This is a genomic window from Prochlorococcus sp. G4PB17 (genome assembly GCF_059772445.1).
The window spans coordinates 1644231-1670732 of the sequence record NZ_CM186288.1; the positions used below are offsets into that span (position 1 = coordinate 1644231).

A 26502-nucleotide genomic window follows, 5' to 3' on the forward strand; every position below is an offset into this window, starting at 1 on the left:
GAGGAATTGTTCATGGATGAAATCCGCTTTTGCTAAATTGTTTCAATGTCTGGTGTATTTAGCTTTTTTTGACTTTCTAAAAAATCAAACACACTTTTGTCGCCTACGTCAGCTTCTGCTGGCAGGTCAAATTTTCTTATTCCCAACAATAATAAAAGAAAGGATGAAATAATTAGCAGAGCAAATGTAAATTTTTCATTCGTAAGTTGAGTCAAATGTCCAATAAAAGCTATTGGAATAAATGTTGTGATCCCTATTGCCTCTATTCTTCTAAAACAAAAAAACTCTTTAAAACCGATTCCTGTTAAAGATGCAAAAAGAGGTCCAACGAGAAATACCCACTTTGGATTTTCTTTAAGACCATAAATTACTTGTGTTAATCCAAAGTGATATAAAACAATGGCTAGGCCAATGCAACCAATTGCCCAAAAGAATTTAAGTGCTTGATGTAAAGGTCTCAAATATATGTGTATCCATTTAATACCTAAGCCAAGACTGATTACCAATCCAGCCAAATAAATCCATAATTTACTAGATCCATTGGTAAACCATTGGACCATGCCTAAAGAAAAAAATAAGCCACAAGAGAGAATAGACAATCGATAGAAGAGAACTTCTTTCTTGTCTTCTTTAGTTACTATAAAATCGCCATAAACTCCTTTAATAGGATTAGAGGATGAAAAGTAAGAATTTGTTTCTTTCATAGTTAATAATTAATTGTTGATAATTTTTGTAATATCCTCTCCTTTAGGGATAATACCACTTGGATTTAAAGGGAATAAAGCTCCAAAATAATCTTTCCTCCACGTCTCAACATCACATGTTTTTTTAATATTGTACATATTAAAAATCTTTTTCCTCCACTGAATTATATGTGGGAATGATTTAATTGATTGATTACTACATTTGAATAGTGGGTAATAAATTGATTCCCACCTGATAAGGGTAGGGAAAAGTCTTATATCAGCAATTGAAAGATTTTTTCCACAGAGCCAAGGCCCATTTGATTGAAGATGCTCTTCAATAATTTTTAGAGCTGAGAACAAATCTTTAGAAGCTTTTTCATAAGCTTTTTGATTCCTAGCAAATCCACATTTATAAACTCCATTATTAATGTTTTCTTGAATTAAATTTTGCCACTTAATTATTTGTTTTTGATATTTGCTTGGGTTCAGTTCTATTTCTACATCGGATATAGGCCAGTTGTTTAATATTTCTACAAGCTCTGCGCTTTCATTATTTATAAGTCTGAACTTTGAGTCCTGTTCATTACTTGGATCGAAAAGCATTGGTACTGTTGCTCTTCTCGATTGATAATTTCCGCATTTTCGGTAGAGCTCTTGAAGGGTTTTACACCCTTTTATTGGAGGATCTAATATCCATCTTCCTCCTGAATTATCTACTTTAGCAACGTGAAGATTGATTGATTTCTGTAACCCTTTTACCTCGTAAACCATCCATGCTCTATGGGCCCAAGGGCAGCTTTTGCCAATAATTAAACCTGGCATTTGATTTGAAGCTCTACTTTTTAAATCTTCCTTGGTCGGGATTTGAATTTGTTCTTGAATATTTATTGGCCTCTTGTAATTTCCAATAGAATCCGATGGCGCAAGACCATTCATTAGAATTGCCCACTCAAAACTCCAAATTTGTTTTGCAACTTTTACAAATATTGGTGGTATGGCCATGGATTTCTTTTTAGATTATTTTTATCTATTGATTATTGATTGATGATGCAGCTACAAGTACTTCTAGTGGCTGGCACGCATGGTAATGAAATAAATGGTATTTGGCTTTTTGATGAGTGGGATAAATCCCCATTATTAATTAATACTCACGGTATTAAAACTTTCAAGGTGATTGGAAATCCTGAGGCGAGAAAGGCTGGAAAAAGATATATACACCATGATTTGAATAGGAGTTTTCAAGAAGAATCATTCTTATCAATCAACTCTTCAAATTTTGAGAGAAGTAGAGCAAGTGAATTGGTGAATCTTTACGGAGAGAAAGGAAAAACCCCCTGCCAAATAGCATTGGATTTTCATACAACAACATCCTCCATGGGGAGTTGCTTAGTTGTTTATGGGAGAAGAGATGCAGATTTAGCTTTGGCTTCTTTAATTCAAAATAAATTAGGTTTACCAATATATCTTCACGAAACTGATCAAAAACAAACAGGGTTTTTAGTTGAATCTTGGCCTTGTGGGCTTGTTGTAGAGATTGGACCCATTGGTCAAGGCCTATTGAATTCGAGAATTATTTTGCAAACAAAATTGATTCTTGAGACTTTGATGGAACAAATTCATAAAGTTCAGAACTTAAATCCCTTTTACCCTGAGAAGCTGATAATTCATAGGCATATAAAAAGTATCGATTTTCCAAGAGACGAAGAGGGTAATATTATTGGACATGTGCATTCATTGAGGCAATCAAAGGATTGGCATGAATTAAAGAAAAATGATGAATTGTTTTATATGTTGAATGGAGAAACTATTAGGTTTGAAGAAGATGAACCCTGCATTCCTGTTTTCATAAATGAAGCAGCGTATGTAGAAAAAAATATTGCGATGAGCCTTACTAAAAGAGAATTATGGGATTTTGATAAAAAATGGAAACAATCATTGCTTGATCTCTTACATCAAAAGTAAGTTCTCTCACTCCAATAAACAGTCGCTCCTTGAGCCTCTAATTCATATTTTCTGTGTCGTGCATCACTCAGAGGAACTCTCTCTTCAAGCCTATGCCCATTAATCAGCCACTTGATTAGAACCAATTTACGACCTCAAAGGCTAAATCTTAAAAGAATCTTAAGGCCCTCTGAGTGCTCTTTGGGCACAACTTACTGATTCTCTTCATAAATTGTCCTACATATTGGCCACAGAAAGGATCATTCTCCTTTAATATCACGGCTGGCAGTCTAATTAACTGCTCTTATTTACTCGTCCCTTTAGGGACATACACATTCGTCCTCATGACCACCATTCAGCAGCAGCGTTCTTCGTTGCTCAAAGGTTGGCCACAATTCTGCGAGTGGGTTACTTCTACCAACAACCGTATCTATGTCGGTTGGTTCGGTGTATTGATGATCCCTTGTCTTCTTGCGGCAACAACTTGTTTTATCGTTGCATTTATCGCTGCTCCTCCAGTTGATATCGACGGTATCCGTGAGCCAGTAGCTGGTTCATTTATGTATGGAAACAACATCATTTCTGGTGCTGTTGTTCCTTCAAGTAACGCTATCGGCCTTCACTTCTACCCAATCTGGGAAGCAGCAACTCTTGATGAGTGGCTATATAACGGTGGCCCTTACCAGCTTGTAATCTTCCACTTCCTTATTGGTATCTCTGCATACATGGGACGTCAGTGGGAGCTTTCATACCGTTTAGGTATGCGCCCATGGATCTGTGTTGCTTACTCAGCTCCTGTATCAGCAGCTTTCGCTGTATTCCTTGTTTACCCATTCGGTCAGGGTTCATTCTCTGATGGTATGCCTCTAGGAATCTCTGGAACATTCAACTTCATGTTCGTTTTCCAGGCTGAGCACAACATCTTGATGCACCCATTCCATATGGCTGGTGTAGCAGGTATGTTCGGTGGTGCTTTGTTCTCTGCAATGCACGGTTCTTTGGTTACTTCATCACTTATCCGTGAGACCACAGGACTTGATTCACAGAACTACGGTTACAAGTTTGGACAAGAAGAAGAGACATACAACATCGTTGCAGCTCATGGCTACTTCGGTCGTTTGATCTTCCAATATGCAAGCTTCAACAACAGCCGTAGCCTTCACTTCTTCTTGGCTTCATGGCCAGTAATTTGTGTTTGGTTGACATCTATGGGCATCTGCACCATGGCGTTCAACTTGAACGGCTTCAACTTCAACCAATCTGTAGTTGATACTTCAGGAAAGGTTGTACCAACCTGGGGTGACGTACTTAACCGTGCAAACCTTGGAATGGAAGTAATGCACGAGCGTAATGCTCACAACTTCCCACTTGACCTAGCAGCTGCTGAGTCTACTTCTGTAGCTCTTGTTGCACCTGCAATCGGTTAAGTCTTTAACTTGATTTTTTTAAAGCCCTCTTCTTGAGGGCTTTTTTTTTGCTTTTTTGTTCTATGCATTGATTGATTGGTTTATTTTTTAGTAAGTATTGATTAACATTTTGTAGATAGGTTTATTCATGGGAAGTAGTTTCGGAAAACTTTTTAATATCAGCACCTTTGGCGAATCACATGGTGGCGGTGTTGGTGTGATTATTGATGGATGTCCACCAAGGTTGGAGCTTGATATAAATGAAATACAAAATGATCTCAATAGAAGAAGGCCAGGACAAAGCAAGATCACTACTCCAAGGAACGAAAGTGATGAAGTAGAAATTCTTAGTGGTCTTTTAGGGAACAAAACCTTAGGGACACCAATTGCCATGGTTGTAAGAAATAAAGATCATCGGCCTAAGGATTATTCTGAAATTAAAAAAACTTTTAGACCATCTCACGCTGATGCTACGTATCAGAAAAAATATGGAATTCAGGCTTCAAGTGGCGGAGGACGAGCATCAGCAAGAGAGACAATAGGTAGAGTTGCCGCTGGTTCTGTCGCAAAGCAACTCCTCACTCAGTCTTCTAATACGGTAATACTTGCTTGGGTAAAGAGAATTCACGATATTGAAGCCGAGATTCATCCCAGTGAAGTTACTTTTGATGAGATAGAGAAAAATATTGTTCGATGTCCCAATCAATCAGCTGCAGATTTAATGATTCAGAGAGTGGAGGCTTTTGGTAAAGAAGGAGACTCATGCGGCGGAGTAATAGAATGTGTGGTTCGAAATCCGCCAGTAGGTCTTGGCATGCCTGTTTTTGACAAGTTAGAAGCTGATTTGGCAAAAGCATTAATGTCTTTGCCTGCTACTAAAGGTTTTGAAGTAGGGTCTGGTTTCGGAGGTACTTATTTAAAGGGCAGCGAACATAATGATCCTTTTTTGCCATCGGATTCAAATCAATTGAAAACTGCTACTAATAATTCAGGGGGAATTCAAGGGGGTATAACTAATGGCGAGGATATAGTCCTTAGAGTTGGTTTTAAACCAACAGCAACGATTAGAAAAAGTCAGAAGACAATTGATGAGGATGGTAATGCAACAACTCTAAAAGCAACAGGAAGACATGACCCTTGTGTTTTACCAAGGGCAGTTCCTATGGTTGAAGCAATGGTTGCTTTGGTTTTGGCTGATCATTTACTTAGGCAAAATGGCCAATGTAATGCCTATCACTAAAATAATTAATTATTGGTTTTTAGAATGGATTATCAATAATCTTTAAGCCATTTCTCTAGATCTTTATCAGGTGTTTGATTTCGTAATTCTTTACCGATAACTAATGCATCGTATCCAATGTTTAGTAATTTTTTTAAATTTTTACTTTTAATTCCACCGGCACCAATAAAAAAAATATCTTTTTTTTTAAAGTCTTGTAGTTTTTTTATAAAGTTAATTCCTAATTTTGATACAGGATAGATCTTTATAATTTTATATCCTAGATTGATAGCTTGTTTCAAATTTTCAATATTAGATATTCCTGGAATGACTAATTGATTATATTTTATAGCTTTTAAATGAATTTCTCTATTGAAGTATGGACTCATAGAATAATTTACATCTAGTGAGCGAATTGCTTCTAAAGATTGTCTTGATGTAATTGATGCAACTCCAATGTTAATTGATTTGAATTTCTTTTTTATTTCTAATATCAAATTTATCCATTCTGGGTTTGAATCCCATCCTATTTCTATATTCTTTATACCATAATTAGAGAGTTTCTCTATTTTTAAAAATAAATTTACCCTTTTCTGTGAATTATTAAAAAAATTACTATCTAATCTAATTACAACTATAAGTGGCTGTATTCTAAGAGATTTTATTAGATTATTTTGCTTTTCTTCCAAAAGTTATATTTTAAAACTATGCATATTCAGCAACTTTAACTTCATGGCGAATTAACAAGTCCTGGAACTCTAGAGAATCTACGGTCTCGGTTTCCATTAGCATTGATGTTAACTCCTCAAGTACTTGACGGTTGTCATTTAGAGCTTTCTTAGCTCTTTCGTATGCAATTTCAACAAGAACTGAAACTTCTGAATCAATAGTTGCAGCTGTATCTTCAGAAAAATCTCTTTCTGCAGAGATATCTCGACCAAGGAACATTCCTCCTTGTGATCGACCTAGAGCTACTGGACCTAATTTATCACTCATGCCAAATTTAGTAATCATTTGCCTAGCAACTGAAGCTACTTGTTTTAGATCATTTGACGCTCCAGTAGTTACCTCATCTTCTCCGTAAATAATTTCTTCTGCCACTCTTCCTCCAAGGGCAACAGCCATTTGATTTTGTAGGTAAGACCTTGAGTACAGACCAGATTCCATTCTCTCTTCACTGGGCGTGAAAAAAGTTAAGCCTCCAGCCTGTCCTCTTGGAATGATTGAGATCTTTTGTACAGGGTCGTAATCTGGCATTACAGCACCAACTACGGCATGGCCAGCTTCATGATAGGCAACTAGCCTTTTACGCTTCTCACTAATAACTGTATCTTTCTTTTCGGGGCCAACCATAATTCTTTCAATTGCAGCTCCTATTTCGTCGTTGCTGACCTCTGTTAATTCTCTTCTGGCAGCTAATATAGCTGCTTCATTCAATAGATTTGCTAAATCTGCACCAGTAAAACCAGGAGTCCTTCTAGCTATTTGGTCAAGGTCAACTCCGTTTGAAAGAGTTTTACTTCTTGCATGAACTTTGAGTATTTGCAATCTACCTGAGTAATCGGGTCTATCTACTGTTACTTGCCTGTCAAATCTTCCTGGTCGCATTAGTGCAGAGTCGAGCACATCAGGCCTGTTTGTTGCAGCAACAATAATTATTCCTGAATTTCCTTCAAAGCCATCCATTTCAGTTAAGAGTTGGTTAAGTGTTTGTTCTCTCTCATCATTACCTCCGCCAAGGCCGGCCCCACGCTGGCGACCTACAGCATCAATTTCATCGATAAAAACTATACATGGAGCATTCTTTTTGGCTTGTTCAAAAAGATCTCTAACTCTGCTAGCACCAACTCCAACAAACATTTCTACAAACTCAGAACCAGATATAGAAAAGAAAGGAACTGAGGCTTCACCTGCTACGGCCTTTGCAAGCAAAGTTTTACCAGTACCAGGAGGGCCCACTAATAAAACACCTTTAGGAATTTTTGCCCCAACAGCTGTAAAGCGATCGGGATTTTTTAAGAAATCAACTACTTCAGTAAGTTCAAGTTTTGCACCTTCAATACCTGCTACATCTCCAAAAGTAATCTTCGTTTCTGGCTCCATTTGAAGTCTTGCTTTACTTTTCCCAAAACTCATTGCTGGATTCCCACCACCACCAGAGCCAGCTCTTCTGAATAGGAAAAACAGACCACCTAATAGGAGTATTGGGAAGATAAGGCTAGTAGCAGCTTGCTGAAGTGGATTTGCTTGAGTAGTTGGCTGTACGGCAATATCAACGTCATTATCAGTTAATAATTGAAGTAATTCTTGATCAGGAGCAAGATTAACTAAGGCTCTGTTTCCATCACTTTCAACTATTTGAGCTGTACCTTTGTCTGGAGATATAAGTACTCTGCTGACCTGTCTCTCTTGCACAGCTTCTATGAAGTCGCTATATCTAAGTGTCCTGGAGGCTTTTGTTGGACTTGGCTTATCGAAAAAAGCGCTTCCAACAAAAATAACAACCACGACGATTAGGACATAAAGACCAATGTTTCTCCAGCGTTTGTTCAAAGTTCTTCTACATCTTCAAAGAGTTTAATAGGATTAGGTCCAACTATGCGGCTCTAAGTACATCAACGACGCTTTTAAATGCAAACCATTCAGGAATTTCTTCTCCACTTCTGAGCATTTTCCTGAATTGAGTGCCGCTCAATTTTTTTATGTGTAATCCTTTTTCTTTTGCATAATCAGCTGTCACATAGCCTTCTTCCTCTGTAAATACAAGATTTAAAGATGGAACTGTTTGCATTTCTAATTCTTCGCAGCACTCGTTTGCAAAATTTTGAGCATCATATGGACCATAAAAATCTTCTCCGCTGAGAGATGACTTACAGCCAGCCATATCTCTTCCTATAATGAAATGAGTGCATCCATAATTCCTTCTAATAATCATGTGCTGCAGTGCCTCTCTTGGCCCAGCCATATGCATCGAATAAGGAAGATATGACCACCTGATCTTTGGATTGCTTACTTCAGAGGCAAGCCTTTCATAGGTTTGAAATCTTACTGATCCAGGGATGTCATCTTCTTGTGTTGGACCACAAGTTGGGTGAACAAGTACAACAGCATTTTGACTGACATTATTGGCTTCTAAAGCTCTTGTGAAAAGCTCATAATGGGCTCTATGAATTGGATTCCTGCACTGGAATGCCACTACATCTTCTCCAGAAGGAAGATTCTCTCTTACTTGAGCAGGAGTTTGGCAAGTAAAAACTCTTTTAGGTAATTTTAAGCCTTTTATAGAGCCCCCTAAATAATATTTTTTTCTCTCCATAGATATCATTCTTACTGCGGGATGCTCCAAAGAAGTTGTTCCGTAGCAAGATTTTGCTTCAATAATCTTGTCGGGTAACCATTTTTCTTGTATCTCAAAAATCGCAAGGTCTTCATTTTTATACTTAAGTAAAGCTATATCTCCTGGATTGATATCATCTCTATCTGTATCCATAACAATAGGTAAGCCAAAAAGTAAACCTGATTCGAGTCGATTCTCTTTAACAACTGAGTTGTAATTTGCTTCGCTCATAAATCCACTTAATGGAGAGAAAGCACCTATGAGTAAAAGTTCAATATCGCAAGCATTCCTATCTGAGCAATTTAATGTTTTATAAGAACCTTTTTTTAGACCCTCAACTTCTTTGGGAGATGACATTAGGTTTATAAGTTCGCCTCCATAAGGTTTGATCAAACCTTCAGAATTTTTATTAGCACTTTGCGGGATAATCATTTTCTCTTTTAGGAACCCGGCAAATTCTCCCAGACAAAGGGCCCATATTTTGAAATTGTTTTCTTAAAATTCAGCAAAAAAAGTGGGTGGGCTTTTTTAGCCCACCCACTTTCATTTTTTGAAGATGAATATTTAATCTTCTCTATTTATGCTTTGCGACCATAGAAGATCCCTTTGATTTTAATATCAACAGGATCTTTTGATCCAAGGTCGTTATCTGAAGGTTGGATAGCAACAAATTGGCCACCAAATTCTTCCGTGTCTGCATCAACAGCATCGACAGTAAGTGTTATTTCACCTTTACCGCCTAGATCATCTTTAACATTTTCTCTTGCGAGATCCTCATCATCACCCCCAAGAGCAATGAGAGCCTGAGCATATTCAACACCGGTTGATTTTGCACGACTCTTTGGATCAAGAAAGTCTGCAGATCTATAACTTGGAGTGGTTGTTGGACCTGAGAATTCAGCTCCAGGTTCAATCGATTTTCCTTTTTTAGATTCAGCTACCATTTCTTTAACAGAAAAGGCAAAAGGAAATTCCTCTCCGTTTGGAGCTAGAACCGTAATGAGGGAGAAATCAATACCACCTTTTTCAGTGAACTTTCCTCCAGAAAGATCTCCATAAACTTCATCAAGACTGGTATTGAAGCGAGGACTGATAATTTTTGCAATTGCAAAATCAGATTTATTTCGCTTGTTACCTTGAAGTTTTACTGAAACTTCTGTTGGCTGAAGGCATAAACTTTTGAACTGTCCATCAGCATTAATAGAACCCGATGAACCAGCTGGTAAAACAGTGCAAGCATCAGCTTGGCCAGTATTAACAACGTTGCCAAATCGAGCATTACCTTGTTCGCGCCCTTTTAAAGCTGCAGATGCGCTTGATGGGAGAGTTGTAAAGGTGAGACAAAAAGCCAGCATCAAAGCCAGCAGAGGACGAAATCGCATGAGAGGGCTAGATGACTGCGGTCGAAACCGCCCAATTAATTCAGTTGGGATATTACAGGTGTCAAATACTTCTTATCACAAGCATTTTGCAGCTCTATACAACCCGTAGCTTTTGCTTGATGAATTATGAGGCTCTTATTTCCTTTGAAACCCTTTCATATCAGGGCTTTATAGCGATTTACCTCTGATTTATGAAAAAAAACTAATAAGAAAAATAATTAAAATTTACGATTTAAAATTTTCAATTTCATCTAAAAGTTGATGGGATATTGAAAGTTTTGATGATAAAGCTAAGTTTTTGACCATTTTTTGTGGACCTAACAGAAAACCACTATTTAAGTTGTTATCAAATCCTTGCCCCTCTCTATCTATTGGGTTGGCCATAAGAAAGTCACAGCCTTTTGACAATCTTTTTTTCTCTCCCTTCGTCTTGATTTCATTATCGCTTCCAGTTTCAGCAGCAAAACCTAGGAAAATTTGATTTTTTAATTTTCTTTTGGTTTGATTTTTGATTAAGTCCGGAGTCATTTCAATTTTCTCAAAAATTGAATTTAAAAAAAGCTCTTTAGAGATTTTCTGTTGAATGGGACTATTGCTTTTGAAATCTGATACTGCTGCAGCCATAACAATTAACTGGGCAGAGGGTTGTAAATTTTCCATTTTTTCTCCCATTTCATTAGCGCTTCTAACTTGATAAGTATTTAGCCCTTCGAGAAGTTCTCTCTCAACCTTGATAGGTCCATGTACTAAATCGACTTCCGCTCCTCTTAACTTTGCCGCTTGAGCTATCAATACACCCATTCGACCACTGCTTCTATTTGTTAATTGTCTTGCTGCATCTAGATCTTCGACAGTAGGTCCAGCTGATACCAGCAACCTCATGTCTTTTAGATCCTTCGTTAGAAATTTATTTTTTTCTCGAAAAATAAAGGCACTTTCAGAAGCTAATTCAATAATATTTAAATTAGCCATCTTCCCTTCACCAATTGCGTCGCAAGCTAAAAGTCCATCAATAGGCTCTAGGCTAATAACTTGGTTTAAAGTTTTTATATGATTCCAATTCTTTTGCACTGATTGATTTGACCACATTGAAGTGTTCATGGCTGCAGCAATAATTATTTGTGATTGAGCAGCTAACAGAGTGCTTGCTAAAAGTCCATCTGCATTTCCATGGGTGAATTTTGATAAAGAAGTTGCACTCATTGGAGCAACAATAATCAGCTCTGCCCACTCAGCTAAAGCGATATGCAAAGGCTTTGTTTGATCATCCCGCCACTGATCTTTATCTTGATAACATTTATTTCTGCTCAAAGTGGATAAAGATAATGGACTAACTAATTTGGCAGCACTTTGCGTTATTACACATCTGACTTCTGCCCCAGTTTTAATTAGTCGACTAATTAAAATGGGTGCTTTTACAGCCGCAATACTTCCAGTTACTGCAACTAATATTTTTTTCCCTGATAAAGAAGTCTGATTATTCATGATTTATAGATTTTATATCAAATAGGCCTTTTAAAAGATGTTTCTCGAATTTAAAATAATATGGGTCTTACCTACTTGAAGAAAATTTGAGTTTTTATTTTGTGTTGTTTTGATTGAAAACATTTTCTTTGCTTTATATTACCTTTCATTTATGATTATTTTGGAAGCTTGATTAAAACTAAAGTTAATCTTTTATTTTTTATGCCTTCAAGAATGCAGAAAACAGTTTTATATAAATCATCTGCAAAAACCATTGAAAGATTGGCAAATTGGGCTCTTAACCCATGGAGGAGGTATTCAATGTTAGTAATAATTTTTTTGATTGGTTTTTTTATAGGAAGTTCTCTTGGTATGATTAATGGTGTACTTGCATTAATGGATCCAGTTGGAGCATTGATTACTTTAATATTTTTGGAGTTACTAATTAAAGCTAGATTTTTTTTCCTAAAGTCAAAAAAACCAATAATACTTATTAGAGTTTTTGATATGTTCAGGATTGGGATAGCTTATGGCTTATTCTCAGAAGGATTGAAACTTTTATAAATTAATTATATTTATTTAACCCTAGCAAATACAACAAAGCCATTCTGGTAGGAATTCCATTTTTAACTTGATTACTTATAAGATTTATTGAACTATCTTCCACTAATTGACTGCTTATTTCGACACCTCTATTTACTGGCCCTGGGTGGAGGACAGGAACTCTTTTATCACACCACTTTAAGCTTTGATGTGTAATTCCATACTGTTCATGATAGGTATCAAGATCGGTAAGCTTATTTTGCTTCATTCTCTCTTTCTGTAATCTCAGCGTCATTACAGCATCTGAATTTTTTAGTGCGCTTTTTAGTGATCTTTCTATGGAAACAGTACCTCGTTTTTTAATTGGATCATTTTTCTGACCTGGTGGAGGATTTAAGACAAAATCATTAAATTCATCAGGAAGCAGACTGGGAGGACCACAAAGTGTTACATCAGCTCCACACGCAGTAAGAGACCAAAGATTTGATCTAGCAACTCTAGAGTGAAGTACATCTCCAACTATGGTTATATTTTTTTTGAAAAGACTATTAGTTGATGGTTTTATTGGATCAAAAAAAGTTGCCAGAGTAAATAAATCTAATAACCCCTGACTTGGATGACTGTGATATCCATCACCAGCATTCAGAATGGATGTATTAATATTATTTATGTCTACGTAATTAGCCAAATCAGCAGGGACATTTGTTGACTCATGCCTTATTACTAAAATATCTGCACCCATTGAGATATAAGTGAGAATGGTGTCTAGAGGTGATTCCCCTTTGCTTATAGAACTTGCAGATACAGAAAAATTTTGAACATCAGCAGATAATCTTTTGGCTGCAATTTCAAAGCTAGAACGGGTTCTTGTACTTGGCTCGAAAAATAAGTTTGTTATTAATCTTCCTTGGAGTGCAGGAAGTTTTCTAGAACTTGATTTATGTACATCTTTAAATCTTGTGGTTAGTTCTATAACTGTTTTGTAATCATCTAAAGAAAATGTAGATAGATCAAGAATGTGATTATGTTTCCAGTTATTCATAATCCCTCAAAAGAGGATGGATGCCAACATTTATTTTTTGGAGGAGTTTTATCTCCTTTTACCCTTTTACTAATACTTCTACTACTTTCTAGATACCAACGCCAAGGTATGTCTTTAGCTTGAGATATGCCAATTCTAGTCGTTTGTTTGACTTTTCCCATCATTTTATAATCTCTCCCATCTGCTAGCCAGAAATCATTTTCAGGTGACAAAGGTAAATTGTTTTGAGTACAATTCAATCCAAATCTTTTCGCTAATAATCCTGGACCAGAAGCAATTCGCTCATCTTCACCTTCAATTGCTATAGATCTGAGAAGAACACCATTTGCCCAATTTTGCTTCCAGGTAACAATATTTACGCAATGATAAATACCATATGAAAGATATATGTAAAAATTACCAGGCTCGCCAAATAGGGTTTCGTTTCTTTTTGTTTTACCTGAGAAACCATGGCAAGAAGCTTCTTCTTGTGAATATGCTTCTGTTTCAACAATTACACCCGAAAGATATTTGTTTTTTGAAACACGCTTAATTAAAAAGCAGCCTATTAAATTGGGTGCTACCAAATGAGATGGTCTTGCAAAGAATTCTTTTTTAAGAATTGAGATTGTCTTACTCTTTATTTATAAAGTATATTACTTAGTTATATTGAACTCTTATAGATTCTCAGGTTCAGTTACTATTCTTGAAAAATTTCTAAAATAATCATGACTAAAATTTCTTCATCAGATGTTCGGAAGGTTGCTCAGTTGGCCCGTTTAGAATTGCCAGAAGACCAGATTGAAAAATATACAGCGCAGCTCGAAGAGATACTTTCCTATGTAGATCAATTGCAAGAAATAGATACTCAAAACATTCCACCAACAACAAGAGCTGTAGAAGTAGTTAATGCTATGAGAGAAGATTTAGTTGAAGTTAATCACTCAAGAGAGGATATTCTTAATCAAGCTCCTCATAGAGAAGGTGATTTTTTTAGAGTACCAAAAATACTTTAAAATTGTTTTTAACTACCTTTTACCCTCTGTTTTAATAATTGTTTGCTGAATTAACTTGATATATTTCTTTCTCCAACTATTTCTAGGTAATAGTTTTGCTATAGATCTCATCTTACTTTTTCTTTTTTTATGTCTTCTAATTCCAAGTAAAACGTCATATAGAAAATTTAGACTATCGTTTCTTGTTTCGAAAATACCCATCCTTTGAGGAGAACCTTTTTGATCTAGAAGTGGTCTTGTTGCTTCATAGGCTGGTTTATATTCAAACCATGGAATAGAGGGCCATAAATGATGCACTAAATGATAGTTTTGTCCCATTATTAGTAAGTTCATTAATTTACTAGGATAAACTCTTGCATTTTTCCATCTGTTTCTAGATTGAAAAGGTCTATGTGGTAAATAATCAAAAAATATTCCTAAAGTAACTCCAACCATCAATGCTGGTCCAAACCACAAATTATAAATAACATTCATAAAATTATATTTAATTCCTGCAATTATAATGCATATAAATATTCCTCTCTCAATTCCCCATTGCATTAATTCAAATTTTCTCCAGAGTTTTCTCTCAAAGAAAAAATATTCGTGATAAAAAAATCTTGGAGCAATTAACCAAACAGGACCAAAGGTGCTAACTATGTGATCAGGGTCATTTTTGGGATCGTTAACATACTTATGATGTTCTAGGTGAACTCTTGTAAATACAGGGAAACTAAAACCCAATAATATTGCTGCTCCATGCCCCATGAATTGATTGATCCATTTATTTGGATGAGCAGCATTGTGGCAGGCATCATGAATAACAGTGCCTTCCATATGAAGAGCTAGAAAAGATAATGCAACTAATATGGGCAATGGCCAGTTCGCCTGATACCACTGCCAGACACTAATTATTGCAAGAAAATACCCACCTAAGAAAAGCCCTAGAGTTACATTCAGAGGCTTGGGCGGGTCAAGATATTCCTGGATTTCGTTTTGCCAGTCGCGCAATGACTTAAGTTTTTTCGCTGCCTCTTTGTTTTTAGACCTCGATAAGCTCTGGGTCATTGCTTGATGTAATTGAAATTAGGTTGAACCTGTTCAGCTTAAGTAAAAAAATGCCCACCGGGAGACTTGAACTCCCACGACCGAAGTCACTGGTACCTAAAACCAGCGCGTCTACCAATTCCGCCAGGTGGGCCAGTGATACCAGTAGTTTTCACGAGCACTATATAATTATAATCTAGCGCGGTGCGAAATTGGCTCTTAAATTTAAGTACTTAAGTAGAAGATTATGTTTTGTGGATTTGTTTCAACTTGATTTATTGAGTTTTCTATTGATCTTTCTTTCATAACTCTTGTGTTTTTATTTATTCGATTACTTTTATATCTTTCATAACTCATAATAAAACTTACCTTTAAGAACTTCTTCTAGGCGCTTGTACTCAATGTGGATTTTTTAGATTTTCAATTTTTTCTAGAGCTCTTTGATGGCTATTTATAGACTGTTTTTGATTCTTGATCTTAAAAAGATTAATACAACTTTCATATTTATCATTGATGAATTTAGAATTCTCTTCTGACTTATGATTATTTTTTTGTCAGCCTTTACTTAGGCAAAAAAAACCTATTGATGACATATGTTTATTTCAATTTTTGGATACTTATTTCTTTTTGTTGGGATATTGATATTGGCTCTTCCTTTAATTCTTGTGGAATTAAGTAGGCCAAGAGACTGGTTAAAAGGTGGACTTTTTTTATTTTTAGGATTATTTCTTCTTGTGGAGAATGATCTTTTGAGAGGATCGATTAATTTATTTTCTATTTCTACTGTGCTTTTATATGGGTTAATGATTTCAGAAATAATTCAAAACAGATGGTATCAGTTAAGTTCTGAAGAAAAAAAGCGAATTGGATCTTTAGAAAGATGGCTTGAATCTTTTAAACAGCTTGGTCAAATTTTTACTCTGCTTGGGAAAGGCTTTTTTAACTTTTTTAAAAGCTTTAGAAGGCAATCTGAAAAACCTTTAACTCACAAGAAATGGGTTCATCCAGAGTTAAAAGACGAAATTAAAAAGAAAGAAGTTCACCAAGCTGATCCAAAAAATTCTAATAAGATCATTAATCAAAAATTAACTCAAAATGAAGAGACTTCTTGATAAGGTTAAAAGGCCTCAGGCGTTAATAATGATTATTGGATATCTTGCCAAGTGAATAAGGTCAATAAAGGATCACAAAAGGATGGTTCCTCTTACAAAGAAACTCTCAACCTTTTGCAAACTAATTTTGGGATGCGGGCCAATGCAACGCTTCGAGAGCCTGAGTTGCAAGAATTTTGGACTGAAAAAAAGATCGATTTCGATTTAGGTTTAAATAATTCAGGTGAAAGTTTTACTTTGCACGATGGCCCACCATATGCCAACGGGACTCTGCATATGGGGCATGCCCTTAACAAGGTATTGAAAGACATAATAAATAAATTTCAAATAATGCAAGGGAAAAAGGTTTGTTTCATACCAGGATGGGATTGCCATGGATTACCTATTGAATTGAAAGTTCTTCAAGCTTTAGATAAAGCTCAACGAGCTGAATTGACACCTATCAAGTTGAGAAAAAAAGCTGCTATCTATGCAAAAAAGCAAGTTTCTAATCAAATGGATGGGTTTAAACGATGGGGCATATGGGGGAATTGGGAAAAACCATATTTAACTTTAAATAAAGAATACGAAGCCTCTCAAGTTAAATTGTTTGGCGAGATGGTTTTCAAAGGATATATATATAGAGGTCTTAAGCCAGTTCATTGGAGTCCAAGTTCTCAAACTGCGCTGGCTGAGGCTGAATTAGAATATCCCACAGGTCATGTAAGTCAGAGTATTTATGTAGGATTTAAAGTTGATCAAATCCCAAAAATATTAACTCAAGAAATTTCTAATCAAGCTCCAGATCTGTTTAATTCTAAAGGCATATTAAACGAAGTTAAACTTGTCATTTGGACTACTACTCCATGGACAATACCTGCAAATGAGGCTATTTCTATTAATCAAAAATTAGATTATGTAATTGCTCAGGGCCCTGAAAAATCTCTAATAATAATTGCTAATGATCTTTTAGAGGAGGTATCTAATCGTGTCGGAATTGATTTTGAAAGAAGAGTATTAATCAAAGGATCTTTGCTAGATGGAATTGTCTATAAGCATCCATTGTTTGATAAGAATAGTCCTGTTGTTTTAGGAGGAGATTATATAACAACAGATTCAGGAACTGGACTAGTACATACTGCTCCTGGTCATGGCGTTGACGATTTTAATACTGGTAAAAAATATAATTTACCCATCTCTTGTCCCGTTGATGAAAAAGGATTTTTAACTAATGATGCTGGAAAGTATCAAGGATTAAATGTATTAAAAGAGGCAAATAATAGTATCATTAATGATCTTATGATCTCCGGGGCTCTTCTTAAGGAAATACCATATGAGCATAGATATCCTTATGATTGGAGAACTAAAAAACCAACAATTTTTAGAGCTACGGAGCAGTGGTTTGCTTCAGTTGAAGGATTTAGGGACAAGGCACTATCAGCGATAGAAGATGTTACTTGGCTGCCTGAATCTGGCAAAAATAGAATCGATTCTATGGTAAGAGAAAGAGGAGATTGGTGTATTTCTCGTCAAAGGACTTGGGGAGTCCCAATACCAGTGTTTTATGAAAAGAATGGTGAGGAAATTTTGCTGAATAAAGAAACTATTTCTCATATTGCTGATTTATTTATTACTCATGGAGCAGATATCTGGTGGGAGTATGAAGTATCCAAGCTTTTGCCTCCTTCTTATTCAAATGAGGCAGATAGATGGAAAAAAGGAACTGATACTATGGATGTTTGGTTTGACTCTGGATCTAGTTGGTCTTCAGTTATTTCTAAAGAAAATAATCTAAACTATCCAGCTGATTTATACCTGGAGGGCTCTGATCAGCATCGTGGTTGGTTTCAGTCTTCTTTATTAACATCAGTTGCAGTCAATGATCACGCTCCTTTCAAAAAGGTTCTTACTCACGGTTTTGCTTTAGATGAAAATGGTAGAAAAATGAGCAAATCTCTAGGAAATATTATTGATCCTTTGGTAATAATAAATGGTGGTTCAAATAAGAAATTAGATCCTGCATATGGAGCTGATGTTTTGAGACTTTGGGTTAGTTCTGTCGATTATTCTGCAGATGTTCCTATTGGATCAAATATTTTAAGGCAAATATCAGATGTTTATCGAAAGATAAGAAATACTTCTAGATATCTGTTAGGAAATATCTATGATTTTGACTATAAAAAAGATGCTATAGATATTTCACAATTGCCACTATTAGACAAATGGATGTTGAACAGAACAGCTGAAGTCATAGATGAAATAAGTGATGCATTCTCAAATTTTGAATTTTCTAAATTCTTTCAAACCATCCAGAATTTTTGTGTAGTAGATCTTTCTACTTTTTATTTAGATATTGCAAAAGATAGGTTATACGTAAGTTCTAAATCTGACTTTAGAAGAAGAAGTTGCCAGACAGTTTTATCATTGGTGGTTGAGACAATTTCTGGCTTGATTGCACCAGTTTTATGTCATATGGGGGAGGATATTTGGCAGAACATTCCATATCATACAGAAGAAATCTCAGTATTTCAAAGAGGTTGGCCTAAAGTATCTGAATCATGGAGAAATAAGACTCTTAATAGTCATATTATTGAACTTCGAAAACTAAGAACAGTTATCAATCGTATGTTGGAGACTTGTAGAAATAATCAAGAACTAGGTTCTTCTTTGGAAGCCTCAATTAGAGTTGATATATCTGATAAAAAAGTGAAAGCTGCTATCGAATGGTTATCTCAAAGCGAATCTAATAGCGTTGATGTTTTGAGAGATTGGTTTCTAGTATCATCTTTACAAATTGGTGGTGAGCCTTGGGCTGAAGTTTTAATGAGTGAGGATAATGATATCGCTTCAGTAGATATAGCAAAAGCTAGAGGATTTAAATGCGAAAGATGTTGGCATTACGAAGTTGAAATGAGTAAAAATAAAAAACATCCAAATATTTGTAATAGATGTGAAAAAGTAGTTTTAGATATTTAAATACAATATTTAATTATTTTCTAAAATTTACCAGCAAAACGACCATTTTGTGGAAATTGCATAATCAGCCATTGGAGCAAACCTATTAAATACAACATTAAAGCTAAATATGCAAAAAATGTAGCAAATGCTGTACTCCAATTACCATCTAAAAGAAATTTTATAATTATTTTGGTTGTAACATATGAGTTATATGGGATTTCTCGCCAAGTATTGCAATAGTTACCATTTATTGAATTCAAACACCTCCAGCTAAATATATGCAGTCCAGTATTTAAAATACCCCAAAAAGTTAAAGTCCACCGCCAAATATTTGTTGTCAATGAAATTGGCTTGTAAATAAACATCTCTTCAATTTCTTCATTGAGATCAACCCAAAACCAAATAGAGATAACCATCAGTATTGGTGCGATTAACGATATTGTTTGTCCTAATTGGCTTTCAACACTAAGAAATAAAAGACTAATGACGTAAAGACTAGAAACTTTCCAGTAAATTGATAAAAGTCTATCAATAGAGCTTTCATTTGCAATTTTCGCCCAAATCAGTAGAAATAACGGGAGTCCAAATGCGAAGGTGCCAGCCACTCGATATGAAAGCCAAACTAGAGCTTGGAATTGAGGTTCAGTCAAGAAAAAAATCTTATTCATATGTATTATCAGTCTTTATCTATTCTTTTCATCATTATTCTTAATTATTAAAGAGTTTTTTTTATATTTTTATAAAAAGCGTCAGCAAAAAGTTTAATCTCTTAAATATTTTATTGATTATTAGCAACAAATAAATAAAAATCAATTAATCATAAACTCTAATTCAAAATATATAAATCCTTTCTTCCTGATACTTTTTTCAGAAATTTCAAATCAACTTGCTAGAATAAGAATTTGATTTATTAATATTAGGTTTCATTCTGTGAGACAGCATGTAAATCCTCTAAGCCAATTCTTTCAGCTACCTTTATCACTTCCTAGTAAGTCCATTCTTTTCAAGAACTCTCATCATCCAATACATTTAGATATTGGTTCTGCTAAGGGCGAATTTCTAATTGAATTAGCATCAAAATATCCAAAGTGGAATTTTTTAGGGCTGGAGATAAGAGAACCTCTTGTTATTACATCTGAAAGAAAAAGAAAAAAACTAGAATTGCAAAATTTAAGATTCCTATATTGTAATGTAAATATTAGCCTAGAAGCATGGTTATCAGATTTAGATAATGATCAATTAAAAAGAGTTTCAATACAATTTCCAGACCCTTGGTTTAAAAGAAAACATATCAAAAGGAGAGTTTTAAAAGAAACACTTCTTAATTCTATTGCTAAATACATTAGTAATGAAGGTGAACTATTTATTCAAAGCGATATATTTAAACTGATTGAATCTATGATTAATATTATTGATAAGAGTAGTTATTTTGATAAACAAAATTTAAATGGATTAAAATGGCTTAATAAGAATCCTTATGAAGTCTATACAGATCGAGAACTATACGTTCTTAAGAAGAATTTACCAGTGTATAGAGTAATGTATCTGAGAAATAGCAAATTTTTCATCGATTAATTAAATTTATAGTTACTTTTAGGATGTTTTTTAAATCAACATTTTTGTATATAATTGATTGTATAAATAATGGTTCCTGATGACCGATACAAGTAAAACGGATGAAGAATTCAGTATTTTCCAAAAATATTTTTTAGTTTTTTTAAGTATTGTTTTGGTTATTTCGTTAATCTTTTTACGAAATGGTTTTCAAGCAAATGCAATGCTTGACCAGTTGGCAAAAAATTCCCTTACACCTGAAATAGCACTATCCAATGGAAAACCTACAGTGTTTGAGTTTTATGCTGATTGGTGTGAGGCGTGTAAAACAATGGCTCCTGATATGATTGATGTCAAAGAACAAAACCTTAATAAAGTAAATGTTGTTTTGCTTAATGTTGATAATGCAAGGTGGGTTGATTTGATTGATAAATATGATGTAAATGGCATTCCTCAGTTGACTTTTTTTAATGATTTAGGCGAATTGAAAGGGTTTTCATTAGGAGTTAGAAAATATAGCGAACTTAATGACATTTTCTCTGCTTTGATTAATAATTCAGAATTACCATCCTTTATTAAAATATCAGCTAATTCAAGTGATTTGATTTCTCAAAATTCTTCTAATAAAGATTATTTAAATAATCTTATTACATCTGGAACACCAAGAGATCATAGTTAGTGTAGCCAATTTAAAGCTGATGAAACTATTGGATATTCTTGTGTAAAAATTTTTTTGCATTCTTTTGCTATTTCCATATGCTCTTTTTGAGTACCATGACCAGTTCTTAGACTTATATAATGAATCCAGGATCGGCAAGACCCTGTCATATAAATTCTGGTTGGTGTTGCAAGTGGAAGAACAAATCTTGCACATTCTTTAGCAATTCCAGCTTCTAGCATTTCTTCATAAAGCTGCTTATTTAAATTGAATTGGTTCTTAATTTTTTTATTAAATTGCATAATAATTTCTTCTGACAAGTCTGAAATAGAATTTTGTCTATTTTTTTGATCTTGTCTTCTTAATTCAGGTATGGGAATTTCTCCTAACTCTCTGCTGTCTGCATAACGCTGAGAGAATTCTTGAAAAGTAAATGATCGATGTCTTAATACTTGTGCAGCAATTCCACGTGTAGTTTCAATTTGTAATGTCATGTACGCTTGCTCAAATACACTCCAGTGTTCATTTTTTATGCAATATCCTATTAACTTAGTGAAATCATTATTTTCTTGATTCTTTGGATTACTAACCCTGGCAATGTAGGCCATGCTTTTTTCAGCATCAGGCGTAGAAGTTATTAATTTAACAAGACCCATATTTAAACTTTTGCTAGGGTAACTTTCTCTGGTTGATGTTGATATTTACCTTGTCTATCACTATAAGTTGTCTCACAAGGATCACCTTCAAAGAAAAGCAATTGACAAATTCCTTCATCAGCATAAATTCTACAATCAGCTCCGGAACTATTACTAAATTCAAGAGTTAGATGACCTTCCCAACTGGCTTCAGCAGGAGTTGTATTTACGATTATTCCTAGGCGTGCGTATGTGCTTTTACCAAGACAAATAACAGTAATATTTGGCGGCACCTTCATTTTTTCTAATGCAACACCAAGGCCGTAAGAGTGAGCAGGCAAAATGAAAAACTTTCCATCATTGTCTTCTTGCAAATCTGTCGGTTCTAAATTTGCTGGATTAAACCTTTTCGGATTCATTACTGTTCCAGGAACATGCCTAAAAATTAAAAACTCTTTTGAAGATAGACGCAAATCATACCCATATGATGAGCATCCAAAGCTTAAAACAGGAGATCTTTTTGATTCAGGTTCAAGATGTCTTATTAGTTTTCCCTGAAATGGATCCAGCATTCCCATAGAAGCCTGTTCTGAAATCCAACGGTCGTTCTTTAACATTTAATTGCAGCGTAATTCAGTGATTTGATCAGCCATTTCAATTACTTTAGGAGGAATGGATGGTCCTGTAAGAATAATATCTGTGGACGATGGACGATTATTTATCATAGAAATTAATTCATTTTCTTCAATGAAACCAAGGCTAATGGCAATTCCTATTTCATCAAGTACGAGTTTATCTAATTTTTTTTCAATTAAACGTGTTTTACAATATTCCCATAGTTCTTTAATGGCTTTTTCTTCTTGTTTTTTTCTAAAAGAAACATCTTCGTTCGGTAACTGCTCAGGCAGGCAAGTTTCAATTGCAGGCCTTAGCCACTCCAGTCGGCCGCAAAGATTTATCACTCCATCTGGACCTTGATTGACTCCTCCTCTCAAAAATTGAGAAATTAAAACTTTGCTCCCCAACCCTGCAGATCGTAAAGCTTCGCTCATAACAACAGAAAAGCTACCTCTGAAAGTAGAAGTATGTATTTGCACTTGCCCCTCTGTCTTTACTAGCTGTAGAGGCTTTCTCTCAGGGACAGGCCACAGCGAAGGCTCTTTATACGGCGATGAACCTCTCTGTTGAGCATTAATGCTAACCGGTGCATTCATCTCAAATTTGTTAATGATGTCTTACTAACAATCTAGCGGTATAAAATTTCTAATCAACCAAATGAACACTATCTGTGGTGTATGGAATCAAAAATGTTTGGCTATTAAAATCCTTAAGATTCTTTTAGAGTTCAAAACATATATGAAAATTGATTTTTGAATATTTTTCAAAGTTGTTTCGGTGTTAGATCTTGAAAAGATAGAATTTCAAGTAAGAAAGAGGATTAATTGCGAACTAAGGATCAAAAAAGTCGCGATGGCTACATATCGTTTTTTCTCAACTTATTAAGGTTCTTTGAACAATGATTAAAATATGGTCACCTCATATCGTGGCTTTACCCGTTTCAACCAACAAAGAAATAGCCAGATGGCTGTTAATTCATCATCATCATCAACTTCTTTGCCGCAAAACAAAACTCTGTTAGATGTAATTAAATCTCTTGATGGAGTTTCTACTGAAATCGTAGATAGGTCAAAAACAATTTTTTTCCCTGGTGATCCTGCAGAAAGGGTTTATTTAATTAGACGAGGTGCTGTTCGTTTGAGTAGGGTTTATGAAACAGGTGAAGAAATCACTGTTGCATTACTAAGAGAAAATAGTTTATTTGGAGTTCTATCTCTACTGACAGGGCATAGGTCAGATCGTTTTTATCATGCTGTTGCATTCACTCGTGTTGAACTTGTTGCTGCTCCAGCCACATCAGTGAGAAATGCAATTGAGGCAGATGCTTCAGTTGGATTACTTTTACTTCAAGGACTATCAAGTCGAGTACTTCAAACTGAAACAATGATTGAAACCTTGACTCACAGAGATATGTCGTCTCGTCTTGCAAGCTTTTTATTAGTTCTTTGCAGAGACTTTGGGGTACCTGGAGAAAAAGGAGTAACAATTGATTTAAGACTTTCTCATCAAGCTATTGCTGAGGCAATAGGTTCTACTCGCGTAACGATCACAAGATTACTTGGTGAGTTGAAAAGCTCTTCTTTGTTGGCAATAGATAGAAAAAAAATAACTATCTTTGATCCAATTGCCTTAGCAAAAAGATTTAATTGAAGTCCAAAACATACTAATGTTTAGGAGGTTTAATTAATTCTTCTTCTTTAGCTCTGTGACAGGCTGGCTGCTAATTCTTTCACTATTAATCCTAGGTGGAATACTTTCTACTTTGGGAGATCGACTAGGCACTAGAGTTGGTAAGGCTCGCTTAAGTATTTTCAAGTTAAGACCAAAAAGCACAGCTGTTTTAATAACTGTTTTCACAGGAAGTATTATTAGCGCCATTTCATTTGCAATTATGGTTGCATTTAATAGCGAGTTGCGTGTTGGATTATTTCAATTAGATGATATTCGAGAAAAGATTACAGAGAAGGAAGAAGAGTTAAAAAAATTAGAAAAAAACTTATATGCTTTAAGGAGTGGAGATGTAGTAATAAGTAGTGGCCAAGCTCTTGTAACTAAGACTATTCAAATAGAAAGAAATAATGATATAAAAAAAGAAATAGAAAGTATACTTCAGCAAGCTAATTTTTATGCATTTAACTTAGCTAAAACAAATCAATCAAAATATCGCCGGATCTTGCTGGTTCGTAAAGATCATATTGAAAATCTTGAAAAAATAATAGCTGATAAAAGAAGTTGGGTAATTAGTATTAGATCAGCAGGAAATATACTTAGAGGTGAGAATTATGTTTATGCTTTTCCTGAAGTTACATTAAATAAAAATATTACGGAAAAAGGAGAAGTTATTGCTAGGGAAAATATTTCCATAGCAATAACTGATTCTGAATCAATAAGAAGAAAAATCAAACTCTTGTTATCTTCCACATTAGCTGAAGTTAAAAGAAGAGGATCTTTAAGCTCTGAGTTGAAAATTAATGCTAATCAAATTACAAGTTTAGGTAAAAATCTAGCGGCTAAAAAAACAGGAGATTATCAGATTATTGCAAAAGCTATTAATAATAGTCAAAGTGCGGATAAGGTTGCAATATCATTGGAGTTAGAATCCTTAGAAAAAATTGTAAGGAATAAAAATTAATGAGTATATACTTATCTATTGATCCTGGAAATGAAAAATGCGGCTTATTATTAGCTGATATGAACTCAGGAAATGTTATAGAAGCGGGAATATCTTCATTAAATAATTTTTCTGATATTGTTTCTTTGTGGAGTAAAGATTATAAGATTTTTAATGTAATAATTGGTGACGGTACAAATTGTAAGTATATAGAAAATATATTAAAACAAAAAAATATTCTTAATTTTATTTATGTTAATGAGAGGGGGTCAACATTAAGAGCTCGATTTAGATATTGGGAAATTTGGCCTCCAAATTATTTTATTCGCTGGCTTCCAAAAGAATTACTTTTTCCTCCTGAAAATCTTGATGCAGTTGTAGCATTAATCTTGTTAGAAGATTTTTTAAAATATACTTTTATTTGGCCTAAAAAATTAAATATTAAAATTTGGCTCTAACTGTAAAAATGTAATCTCCACCAGACTCAAGTTTATAGTCTGTTTTCACTAAATAGCGTTCTAATGCATCTTTTATTAGTGCCCTTCCAAGAGGTGGTTCTACAAAAAGTTCACCCCGATTAAAAGCCCAGATAAAATTCCATTCAAAATCTCCAGCTCGAACTATTCCTTCAACTTTTTTTTGATTAAAGCACTGCTTATGTATCTGTAGATATGCAGTAGTTAAAGGTTTTTTATACATTTTACTAAAGTTTGGAATTTTCTGACTGATAAGAATTGAGCCGAGTAGTTATTCTTTCCCAATTATTAGATGTGATTGATTCAATACAACTTAGTATTTCTTGAATGATTAAATTTAACACTATAAATTCTTCATTTGAAAATCTACCTAAAACGTGAGAAACAGTTTTAGACTTCCTCTCTTGTTGAACTTTACTTGGGGGGCCTATCCCAATTTTTAATCGCTTAAACTCATCAGTACCAAGATGGCTGATAATGCTTTTTAGTCCATTATGACCTCCAGAACTCCCTTTAGAGCGTACCCTTATTTTCCCCAGAGGAAGATCCATATCATCTGCTAAGACTATTAGTTGATGATTTTGAAAATTAAACCAATCCTTTGCTGCTCTAATAGATTTTCCACTTTCATTCATATATGTGCTAGGCATTAAAAGTCTTTTTTTACTCGTACCTGATCCATATTCGCAAGTTCTTCCATAAAGTTTTTTATTTTCTCTGAAGTTGCAATTATTTTTTCTAGCGAGTTCCTCCAAGACCATAAATCCTACATTATGTCTTGTTTTATTGTATTCAGCCCCAGGATTTCCTAGCCCAACTATTAACTTTAAATCGCCTAACAACATGCCAATAAAAAAGAA

29 protein-coding genes and 1 tRNA gene are annotated in these 26502 nt (G+C 34.7%); 12 read left to right on the plus strand and 18 right to left on the minus strand.

Features of this window, described 5'->3' with window-relative positions:
- Nucleotides 1-32: 32 nt before the first annotated feature.
- Both AC6EJB_RS09350 and AC6EJB_RS09355 read right to left on the minus strand, forming a co-directional pair.
- Entirely contained in the window at nucleotides 33-704 is a 672-nt protein-coding gene (locus AC6EJB_RS09350) for a DUF2301 domain-containing membrane protein (protein WP_498491171.1), read from the minus strand.
- 9 nt (nucleotides 705-713) lie between these two features.
- Complete coding sequence (locus AC6EJB_RS09355) at nucleotides 714-1688, minus strand: glutathione S-transferase family protein (protein WP_498491172.1); 975 nt, start codon at nucleotides 1686-1688, stop codon at nucleotides 714-716.
- 42 nt (nucleotides 1689-1730) lie between these two features.
- Here AC6EJB_RS09355 and AC6EJB_RS09360 point away from each other — a divergent pair, with 42 nt between their 5' ends.
- On the plus strand, nucleotides 1731-2648 hold the full coding sequence (locus AC6EJB_RS09360) for an aspartoacylase (RefSeq protein ID WP_498491174.1): 918 nt from the start codon (nucleotides 1731-1733) through the stop codon (nucleotides 2646-2648).
- Here the strand turns inward: AC6EJB_RS09360 and AC6EJB_RS09365 are convergent.
- The gene (locus AC6EJB_RS09365) at nucleotides 2639-2773 is read right to left on the minus strand and encodes a YWSERL motif small protein (protein ID WP_498491175.1); all 135 of its coding nucleotides are present in this window, start codon (nucleotides 2771-2773) and stop codon (nucleotides 2639-2641) included. The genes AC6EJB_RS09360 and AC6EJB_RS09365 overlap by 10 nt on opposite strands.
- Nucleotides 2774-2971: 198 nt before the next feature.
- Here AC6EJB_RS09365 and psbA point away from each other — a divergent pair, with 198 nt between their 5' ends.
- Nucleotides 2972-4054 (plus strand): photosystem II q(b) protein, encoded by a 1083-nt coding sequence (gene psbA, locus AC6EJB_RS09370; protein ID WP_011294225.1) that lies wholly within the window; start codon nucleotides 2972-2974, stop codon nucleotides 4052-4054.
- Between the two features lie 127 nt (nucleotides 4055-4181).
- Nucleotides 4182-5273: a chorismate synthase gene (gene aroC, locus AC6EJB_RS09375; protein ID WP_498491176.1), complete on the plus strand. Its 1092-nt coding sequence runs from the start codon at nucleotides 4182-4184 to the stop codon at nucleotides 5271-5273.
- Nucleotides 5274-5305: 32 nt separating this feature from the next.
- On the opposite strand, the gene AC6EJB_RS09380 is transcribed toward aroC, so the two are convergent.
- The 5 genes from AC6EJB_RS09380 to coaBC form a co-directional block, all read right to left on the minus strand.
- Nucleotides 5306-5941 carry a bifunctional 4-hydroxy-2-oxoglutarate aldolase/2-dehydro-3-deoxy-phosphogluconate aldolase gene (locus AC6EJB_RS09380; RefSeq protein ID WP_498491177.1) on the minus strand — a complete coding sequence of 212 codons (636 nt, stop codon included), beginning with the start codon at nucleotides 5939-5941 and terminating at the stop codon, nucleotides 5306-5308.
- A gap of 16 nt (nucleotides 5942-5957) precedes the next feature.
- Nucleotides 5958-7805: an ATP-dependent zinc metalloprotease FtsH gene (ftsH, locus tag AC6EJB_RS09385; RefSeq protein WP_498491178.1), complete on the minus strand. Its 1848-nt coding sequence runs from the start codon at nucleotides 7803-7805 to the stop codon at nucleotides 5958-5960.
- 43 nt (nucleotides 7806-7848) lie between these two features.
- Entirely contained in the window at nucleotides 7849-9021 is a 1173-nt protein-coding gene (gene sat / locus AC6EJB_RS09390; protein ID WP_498491180.1) for a sulfate adenylyltransferase, read from the minus strand.
- 146 nt (nucleotides 9022-9167) lie between these two features.
- On the minus strand, nucleotides 9168-9971 hold the full coding sequence (locus AC6EJB_RS09395) for a photosystem II manganese-stabilizing polypeptide (RefSeq protein ID WP_498491181.1): 804 nt from the start codon (nucleotides 9969-9971) through the stop codon (nucleotides 9168-9170).
- 225 nt (nucleotides 9972-10196) lie between these two features.
- Complete coding sequence (gene coaBC / locus AC6EJB_RS09400) at nucleotides 10197-11456, minus strand: bifunctional phosphopantothenoylcysteine decarboxylase/phosphopantothenate--cysteine ligase CoaBC (protein WP_498491183.1); 1260 nt, start codon at nucleotides 11454-11456, stop codon at nucleotides 10197-10199.
- A gap of 213 nt (nucleotides 11457-11669) precedes the next feature.
- Here coaBC and AC6EJB_RS09405 point away from each other — a divergent pair, with 213 nt between their 5' ends.
- Entirely contained in the window at nucleotides 11670-11999 is a 330-nt protein-coding gene (locus AC6EJB_RS09405) for a DUF565 domain-containing protein (RefSeq protein ID WP_498491184.1), read from the plus strand.
- Between the two features lies 1 nt (nucleotide 12000).
- On the opposite strand, the gene AC6EJB_RS09410 is transcribed toward AC6EJB_RS09405, so the two are convergent.
- The gene (locus tag AC6EJB_RS09410) at nucleotides 12001-13020 is read right to left on the minus strand and encodes an aspartate carbamoyltransferase catalytic subunit (RefSeq protein WP_498491185.1); all 1020 of its coding nucleotides are present in this window, start codon (nucleotides 13018-13020) and stop codon (nucleotides 12001-12003) included.
- Nucleotides 13017-13643, minus strand: a complete 627-nt coding sequence (locus tag AC6EJB_RS09415) for a DNA-3-methyladenine glycosylase (RefSeq protein WP_498493024.1) — start codon at nucleotides 13641-13643, stop codon at nucleotides 13017-13019. The genes AC6EJB_RS09410 and AC6EJB_RS09415 overlap by 4 nt, the downstream gene beginning before the upstream one ends.
- Nucleotides 13644-13727: 84 nt before the next feature.
- On the opposite strand from AC6EJB_RS09415, the gene gatC reads away from it, so the two are divergent.
- Nucleotides 13728-14015 carry an Asp-tRNA(Asn)/Glu-tRNA(Gln) amidotransferase subunit GatC gene (gatC, locus tag AC6EJB_RS09420; RefSeq protein ID WP_498491186.1) on the plus strand — a complete coding sequence of 96 codons (288 nt, stop codon included), beginning with the start codon at nucleotides 13728-13730 and terminating at the stop codon, nucleotides 14013-14015.
- Nucleotides 14016-14027: 12 nt separating this feature from the next.
- Here gatC and crtR read toward each other — a convergent pair whose 3' ends face one another.
- Together crtR and AC6EJB_RS09430 are read right to left on the minus strand one after the other, a co-directional pair.
- Nucleotides 14028-15062: a beta-carotene hydroxylase gene (gene crtR, locus AC6EJB_RS09425; RefSeq protein ID WP_498491188.1), complete on the minus strand. Its 1035-nt coding sequence runs from the start codon at nucleotides 15060-15062 to the stop codon at nucleotides 14028-14030.
- 51 nt (nucleotides 15063-15113) lie between these two features.
- Nucleotides 15114-15195 (minus strand) — tRNA-Leu (locus tag AC6EJB_RS09430).
- 439 nt (nucleotides 15196-15634) lie between these two features.
- Between AC6EJB_RS09430 and AC6EJB_RS09435 the strand changes: the two genes are divergently transcribed.
- Both AC6EJB_RS09435 and ileS read left to right on the plus strand, forming a co-directional pair.
- A complete protein-coding gene (locus AC6EJB_RS09435; protein ID WP_498491189.1) occupies nucleotides 15635-16153 on the plus strand; it encodes a hypothetical protein in 519 nt (172 codons plus the stop codon).
- A gap of 51 nt (nucleotides 16154-16204) precedes the next feature.
- Nucleotides 16205-19108, plus strand: coding sequence for an isoleucine--tRNA ligase (gene ileS, locus AC6EJB_RS09440; RefSeq protein ID WP_498491190.1), 2904 nt, complete (start codon nucleotides 16205-16207; stop codon nucleotides 19106-19108).
- Nucleotides 19109-19128: 20 nt separating this feature from the next.
- Here ileS and AC6EJB_RS09445 read toward each other — a convergent pair whose 3' ends face one another.
- A complete protein-coding gene (locus tag AC6EJB_RS09445; protein WP_498491192.1) occupies nucleotides 19129-19740 on the minus strand; it encodes a DUF3177 family protein in 612 nt (203 codons plus the stop codon).
- Between the two features lie 280 nt (nucleotides 19741-20020).
- Between AC6EJB_RS09445 and trmB the strand changes: the two genes are divergently transcribed.
- The gene (trmB, locus tag AC6EJB_RS09450; protein ID WP_498491193.1) at nucleotides 20021-20665 is read left to right on the plus strand and encodes a tRNA (guanosine(46)-N7)-methyltransferase TrmB; all 645 of its coding nucleotides are present in this window, start codon (nucleotides 20021-20023) and stop codon (nucleotides 20663-20665) included.
- Between the two features lie 79 nt (nucleotides 20666-20744).
- Nucleotides 20745-21323, plus strand: coding sequence for a thioredoxin domain-containing protein (locus AC6EJB_RS09455; RefSeq protein ID WP_498491195.1), 579 nt, complete (start codon nucleotides 20745-20747; stop codon nucleotides 21321-21323).
- On the opposite strand, the gene thyX is transcribed toward AC6EJB_RS09455, so the two are convergent.
- The 3 genes from thyX to AC6EJB_RS09470 are packed head-to-tail and all read right to left on the minus strand — an operon-like array spanning nucleotide 21320 to nucleotide 23151.
- Nucleotides 21320-21958, minus strand: a complete 639-nt coding sequence (gene thyX, locus AC6EJB_RS09460) for an FAD-dependent thymidylate synthase (RefSeq protein ID WP_498491196.1) — start codon at nucleotides 21956-21958, stop codon at nucleotides 21320-21322. The genes AC6EJB_RS09455 and thyX overlap by 4 nt on opposite strands.
- A 2-nt stretch (nucleotides 21959-21960) precedes the next feature.
- Entirely contained in the window at nucleotides 21961-22554 is a 594-nt protein-coding gene (dcd, locus tag AC6EJB_RS09465; RefSeq protein WP_498491198.1) for a dCTP deaminase, read from the minus strand.
- A complete protein-coding gene (locus tag AC6EJB_RS09470) occupies nucleotides 22555-23151 on the minus strand; it encodes a cob(I)yrinic acid a,c-diamide adenosyltransferase (RefSeq protein WP_498491199.1) in 597 nt (198 codons plus the stop codon).
- A gap of 313 nt (nucleotides 23152-23464) precedes the next feature.
- Here AC6EJB_RS09470 and ntcA point away from each other — a divergent pair, with 313 nt between their 5' ends.
- From ntcA to AC6EJB_RS09485, 3 genes are read left to right on the plus strand one after another with little or no spacing between them, the layout of a single operon-like run.
- Nucleotides 23465-24205 carry a global nitrogen regulator NtcA gene (gene ntcA, locus AC6EJB_RS09475; protein ID WP_498491201.1) on the plus strand — a complete coding sequence of 247 codons (741 nt, stop codon included), beginning with the start codon at nucleotides 23465-23467 and terminating at the stop codon, nucleotides 24203-24205.
- 55 nt (nucleotides 24206-24260) lie between these two features.
- Entirely contained in the window at nucleotides 24261-25187 is a 927-nt protein-coding gene (locus tag AC6EJB_RS09480) for a DUF3084 domain-containing protein (protein WP_498491202.1), read from the plus strand.
- Entirely contained in the window at nucleotides 25187-25624 is a 438-nt protein-coding gene (locus AC6EJB_RS09485) for a RuvC family protein (RefSeq protein ID WP_498491203.1), read from the plus strand. Before AC6EJB_RS09480 ends, AC6EJB_RS09485 begins: the two co-directional genes overlap by 1 nt.
- Here AC6EJB_RS09485 and AC6EJB_RS09490 read toward each other — a convergent pair.
- Nucleotides 25608-25865 carry a DUF3146 family protein gene (locus AC6EJB_RS09490; RefSeq protein WP_498491204.1) on the minus strand — a complete coding sequence of 86 codons (258 nt, stop codon included), beginning with the start codon at nucleotides 25863-25865 and terminating at the stop codon, nucleotides 25608-25610. The two genes, AC6EJB_RS09485 and AC6EJB_RS09490, sit on opposite strands and share 17 nt — an antisense overlap.
- Nucleotides 25866-25869: 4 nt before the next feature.
- Entirely contained in the window at nucleotides 25870-26487 is a 618-nt protein-coding gene (pth, locus tag AC6EJB_RS09495) for an aminoacyl-tRNA hydrolase (protein ID WP_498491205.1), read from the minus strand.
- Between the last annotated feature and the right edge of the window lie 15 nt (nucleotides 26488-26502).

What these genes read in the sequence shown, in the direction of transcription:
- psbA (WP_011294225.1), top strand. Translation starts at nt 2,972, where the DNA reads ATGACCACCATTCAGCAGCAGCGTTCTTCGTTGCTCAAAGGTTGGCCA.
- sat (WP_498491180.1), bottom strand. Translation starts at nt 9,021, where the DNA reads ATGATTATCCCGCAAAGTGCTAATAAAAATTCTGAAGGTTTGATCAAA.
- AC6EJB_RS09355 (WP_498491172.1), bottom strand. Translation starts at nt 1,688, where the DNA reads ATGGCCATACCACCAATATTTGTAAAAGTTGCAAAACAAATTTGGAGT.
- AC6EJB_RS09490 (WP_498491204.1), bottom strand. Translation starts at nt 25,865, where the DNA reads ATGTATAAAAAACCTTTAACTACTGCATATCTACAGATACATAAGCAG.
- dcd (WP_498491198.1), bottom strand. Translation starts at nt 22,554, where the DNA reads ATGTTAAAGAACGACCGTTGGATTTCAGAACAGGCTTCTATGGGAATG.
- ntcA (WP_498491201.1), top strand. Translation starts at nt 23,465, where the DNA reads ATGGTCACCTCATATCGTGGCTTTACCCGTTTCAACCAACAAAGAAAT.
- pth (WP_498491205.1), bottom strand. Translation starts at nt 26,487, where the DNA reads ATGTTGTTAGGCGATTTAAAGTTAATAGTTGGGCTAGGAAATCCTGGG.
- thyX (WP_498491196.1), bottom strand. Translation starts at nt 21,958, where the DNA reads ATGGGTCTTGTTAAATTAATAACTTCTACGCCTGATGCTGAAAAAAGC.
- coaBC (WP_498491183.1), bottom strand. Translation starts at nt 11,456, where the DNA reads ATGAATAATCAGACTTCTTTATCAGGGAAAAAAATATTAGTTGCAGTA.
- gatC (WP_498491186.1), top strand. Translation starts at nt 13,728, where the DNA reads ATGACTAAAATTTCTTCATCAGATGTTCGGAAGGTTGCTCAGTTGGCC.
- AC6EJB_RS09470 (WP_498491199.1), bottom strand. Translation starts at nt 23,151, where the DNA reads ATGAATGCACCGGTTAGCATTAATGCTCAACAGAGAGGTTCATCGCCG.
- AC6EJB_RS09350 (WP_498491171.1), bottom strand. Translation starts at nt 704, where the DNA reads ATGAAAGAAACAAATTCTTACTTTTCATCCTCTAATCCTATTAAAGGA.
- AC6EJB_RS09455 (WP_498491195.1), top strand. Translation starts at nt 20,745, where the DNA reads ATGACCGATACAAGTAAAACGGATGAAGAATTCAGTATTTTCCAAAAA.
- AC6EJB_RS09435 (WP_498491189.1), top strand. Translation starts at nt 15,635, where the DNA reads ATGTTTATTTCAATTTTTGGATACTTATTTCTTTTTGTTGGGATATTG.
- AC6EJB_RS09410 (WP_498491185.1), bottom strand. Translation starts at nt 13,020, where the DNA reads ATGAATAACTGGAAACATAATCACATTCTTGATCTATCTACATTTTCT.
- AC6EJB_RS09485 (WP_498491203.1), top strand. Translation starts at nt 25,187, where the DNA reads ATGAGTATATACTTATCTATTGATCCTGGAAATGAAAAATGCGGCTTA.
- crtR (WP_498491188.1), bottom strand. Translation starts at nt 15,062, where the DNA reads ATGACCCAGAGCTTATCGAGGTCTAAAAACAAAGAGGCAGCGAAAAAA.
- AC6EJB_RS09360 (WP_498491174.1), top strand. Translation starts at nt 1,731, where the DNA reads ATGATGCAGCTACAAGTACTTCTAGTGGCTGGCACGCATGGTAATGAA.
- aroC (WP_498491176.1), top strand. Translation starts at nt 4,182, where the DNA reads ATGGGAAGTAGTTTCGGAAAACTTTTTAATATCAGCACCTTTGGCGAA.
- AC6EJB_RS09395 (WP_498491181.1), bottom strand. Translation starts at nt 9,971, where the DNA reads ATGCGATTTCGTCCTCTGCTGGCTTTGATGCTGGCTTTTTGTCTCACC.
- AC6EJB_RS09405 (WP_498491184.1), top strand. Translation starts at nt 11,670, where the DNA reads ATGCAGAAAACAGTTTTATATAAATCATCTGCAAAAACCATTGAAAGA.